We start from the raw sequence: 4,198 nt of genomic DNA on the forward strand, positions 1-4,198 counted from the left end.
AACCGACTTTATATCCCACTTCGTTCAGATAAAAGTTCGACGACGACACGCCTGATGAGTTCAGAGCATCAGCTTTATATCCCACTTCGTTCAGATAAAAGGCCACTTTTTGGATAACGGCAATCCCCTTCATCATGTCTTTATATCCCACTTCGTTCAGATAAAAGACAAGAAGTAAACAAAAACTAATTATTGTACAGTGCTTTATATCCCACTTCGTTCAGATAAAAGGACAGCTGCCCATTGCTGTTCGTGGTTTGAAAAACCTTTATATCCCACTTCGTTCAGATAAAAGGTGGCAGACTTGGGCGTTTGGTCTCCTTCGCGTCAACTTTATATCCCACTTCGTTCAGATAAAAGCACGACGGCGGATCAACGAAAGACTGGCGGTTGAACTTTATATCCCACTTCGTTCAGATAAAAGACTGGCTGCCTGAGGACGTTTTAAACCAGATGACGCCTTTATATCCCACTTCGTTCAGATAAAAGCTGCCACAGATCGCGGCAGGTTTTGCAATGCTCACCTTTATATCCCACTTCGTTCAGATAAAAGGGTGACGCTAAGTGGTATGAAGAACCGACTCCGGTTGCTTTATATCCCACTTCGTTCAGATAAAAGCATCTCGGGTAATGCGCGATGAAGTAGGTAAGATGATCTTTATATCCCACTTCGTTCAGATAAAAGGCAATCTGCGGTAAAAAGCCAATAAGCATAACTATCTTTATATCCCACTTCGTTCAGATAAAAGGAGCAATCAGAGCCGTCTCTACGCCCTGTGGTTCCGGCTTTATATCCCACTTCGTTCAGATAAAAGATGGTAAAAGGAGACAAGCAACTCGTATAACTGATCTTTATATCCCACTTCGTTCAGATAAAAGAATCCGGATGATGTGGAGCTGACACTGATTGATTTAACTTTATATCCCACTTCGTTCAGATAAAAGCCGGCTATTTGGATAGACGATCCTATTGATCAAACCTTTATATCCCACTTCGTTCAGATAAAAGTCCAGCGGTTAAAGCAAAGGAAGCGGCACAAATGTTCTTTATATCCCACTTCGTTCAGATAAAAGCAGGTGCAGCACTATCTTGGTGTGCTTAACCTGCCGACTTTATATCCCACTTCGTTCAGATAAAAGCAGGATCCCGGCCGCTTCTCTTGCTCTCTGATAAGACCTTTATATCCCACTTCGTTCAGATAAAAGGTCTTTCTCATAATCCTCAAGTGTGACACGCATGTCTTTATATCCCACTTCGTTCAGATAAAAGTTTGTATTGGTTAACATTTTCTTCGGTTAATACAGACTTTATATCCCACTTCGTTCAGATAAAAGTTCTTACAGGCCAATGAAGGCAAGAACCAAATCCTTTATATCCCACTTCGTTCAGATAAAAGGGGCTGCCCAAGTTGATTGACGTACTGCTTAAGTCTACTTTATATCCCACTTCGTTCAGATAAAAGTTGAGAGTATCCATAAAGGCGACCCGCTCCGGCAACACTTTATATCCCACTTCGTTCAGATAAAAGATGTCGCCGAGGGAAGAACTGAAAGAATTATTAGAGGCTTTATATCCCACTTCGTTCAGATAAAAGGACAAGCAATGACGCGACCTATTTGCAAGATGAGACCTTTATATCCCACTTCGTTCAGATAAAAGTGGTAAGAAAGACGAAATGCAAAAGCAACTATTCACTTTATATCCCACTTCGTTCAGATAAAAGAAGAACGCATTGCTAATAATTACGCAGCAATTCAACTTTATATCCCACTTCGTTCAGATAAAAGTGAAAACGATTAACTACGTGGATTTTGTTAATTTTCACTTTATATCCCACTTCGTTCAGATAAAAGGTTGCTGGCAAAACGTTCTGCGGCAATTGCTAACGACTTTATATCCCACTTCGTTCAGATAAAAGCTGGGCAACTTCCGCTAACCCTAAGCCTTGGAATAACCTTTATATCCCACTTCGTTCAGATAAAAGAGCAACAGTTACCGTAGCCGCTAAACCGTCCACAACGCTTTATATCCCACTTCGTTCAGATAAAAGCCGTCCAGAACCTGCGCGTCTGGTCGTTGCATAGACCTTTATATCCCACTTCGTTCAGATAAAAGAGCTTCAGACTTGCTCTTTTCCTCAAGATGACTATCTTTATATCCCACTTCGTTCAGATAAAAGGACACGCCTAAATGTTCCAACTCTTTACGCGCTTCTTTCTTTATATCCCACTTCGTTCAGATAAAAGGCGTTCATTTCAGCGTTTAAAAAGGCTTTAAATCAATGTTTATTATACCATGTGAAAATAATTCTGCATTAACTGATCAATCGTATTACACATCAAATATAAAAACATGTCATTAATCGAATTATAGTAGTCGTTCTATTCATTTTGGAAAAATATGGTTCCACTGCAATTTATTCAAAGAAACATATCATCAAAACTCTTTTCTTGCCCATATATATCTTTCTTAATATGTTTTGGATTTTCCACCTTATAAATATAAAGCGAATCAATGTTTTCTTTCATAATTTTGGTTAGCTCATTTAAGCATCGATCTAATTTACCTTTTGTAATTTCCCCTTCAAAAACAGAGTTTTGGGTCCAAACAAGATATTCTTTAAGTTTTTTTCTGATCTTGTTTATCCGTTTAACTTCTACATCGTAAGTAACAATTACGAACAATATGACCACCTCATTTTCTTTAGTACTCACCACCATGCTTTCAGGGGCTTGTACACTGTATCACCTAAAAAATGCTTAATTAACTTATAGCACTCCAGGCGCATTAAGTAACGATAGGAAACTTGCCGTTTTAATTTTCGGTGCTTAATCGTTGTCAACAATCGTTCTTCCCAAGCTTGGATTACTTTCTTACGTCCTGAGTCACTTAGTAGAATCAGATTATCTAAATTTCGAAAATCGGATGATTTCAACATTTTTTTATTCAACAATTTAAAAATGAGAGGATCAACCAGTAATGGTTTAAAAATCTCCGCAATATCTAAACTTAAAGAGAATCTTTTGGTAGAAGGCTCATGTAAAAAACTGACTGTGGGGTCCAAGTGTGTCTTATATATCTCGCTTAAAACGGTAGTGTAACACATGCTGTTGCCAAATGAGATCAACGCATTTAGTGGATCCTGAGGTGGACGTTTTATCCGTGTGTCAAATGCAAATTCTTTAGGTAAAAACTCATTAAATGATTGGTAATAAATCTGATGAATATTCCCTTCAATTCCCATCAATGGTGAAATTGATTTCGTGTCATCTATCTGCTGAGATAAATTAACTAGACCGTCTATGTACTGATCTGTAGCCGGCTTATAATGTCTCAAATTGCGTATCATATGAAAAGCAGCTGAGTGAATGAACGACTGCGCAACAAATTGCCGTTTTTCTTTATTTAAATAATGTGCTGATTGATTAACTACCGTGAATCCGGATACCTTTTTGGAACGCGGATAAAATGTTCCCGTATAAAATCCATAATAGTTAAAAAAATGAACTCGGACGTCATATTCCTGGAGAAGTTGGAGAAAGGAAGTATTCAAATCGACTTCTCCAAAAATATAAATGTTATCTACTTGTTCAATTGGTAAATATTTTTTCTTTCCTGTTTCTTCATTTAGAAAATACAGCGTATTGTCTTCGCGCTTTAATCTTCCTTTTGAAAAAACATAATAATTTTTTTCCATTCACTCTTCACTTTCCTCTCCTGCAAAACAAAAATCATAATATGCACAGTTTCGGCAATAACGTTTTTTTACCAGCTTAGGAGGATGCGGTTGATGTATTATCCCTTCTATTTCTTTTGTCATTTGTTCAAGTCTCTCTATGTCACTCTGCGTCAATTCGACTTCCTCATTTTTCCGCTCTTTCGTATATTGAATCAGTCCCTTCTTTTCCACTCCTCTCTTTTTTAATTCATACAGGTAATAAAGTAATTGCCAATGATCGGATTGATTCATTTTGCTCGAATTTTTAACTTCACGGACATAATGCTTATCCATTGCATCAATTTGCAATTGATTGTCAATGTGAATATCGCGTTCCTTGATTTGACGATAAGCTCGATCATGGAGAATAGCTCCTTCTACTATTCGATCGCTATCAAGCTCAACACCCAAGTTCTTTGAGTAAAGCCAAAGTTTCCGTTTACATACAATATAATATTGAATATGAAGACCGCCAATCA

Annotated in this window: 3 protein-coding genes and 1 CRISPR repeat array; all 3 genes read right to left on the reverse strand. The window is 37.7% G+C overall.

What is annotated here, in order from left to right; all coding sequences use genetic code 11:
* The first annotated feature begins 6 nt into the window (after positions 1-6).
* Positions 7-2,247: direct repeats of the CRISPR family, unit length 29 nt; unit sequence CTTTATATCCCACTTCGTTCAGATAAAAG.
* Positions 2,248-2,421: 174 nt separating this feature from the next.
* Genes cas2 through cas4 form a run of 3 tightly spaced genes read right to left on the reverse strand, consistent with a single transcriptional unit; the run spans position 2,422 to position 4,196 of the window.
* Entirely contained in the window at positions 2,422-2,685 is a 264-nt protein-coding gene (cas2, locus tag M3N64_RS13840; protein ID WP_249104215.1) for a CRISPR-associated endonuclease Cas2, read from the reverse strand.
* Positions 2,686-2,711: 26 nt separating this feature from the next.
* Positions 2,712-3,698, reverse strand: a complete 987-nt coding sequence (cas1b, locus tag M3N64_RS13845) for a type I-B CRISPR-associated endonuclease Cas1b (protein ID WP_249104218.1) — start codon at positions 3,696-3,698, stop codon at positions 2,712-2,714.
* Entirely contained in the window at positions 3,699-4,196 is a 498-nt protein-coding gene (gene cas4 / locus M3N64_RS13850; RefSeq protein ID WP_249104223.1) for a CRISPR-associated protein Cas4, read from the reverse strand.
* Positions 4,197-4,198 lie beyond the last annotated feature (2 nt).

The sequence above is a fragment of the Sporolactobacillus mangiferae genome (assembly GCF_023336505.1).
GTDB lineage: Bacteria > Bacillota > Bacilli > Bacillales > Sporolactobacillaceae > Sporolactobacillus > Sporolactobacillus mangiferae.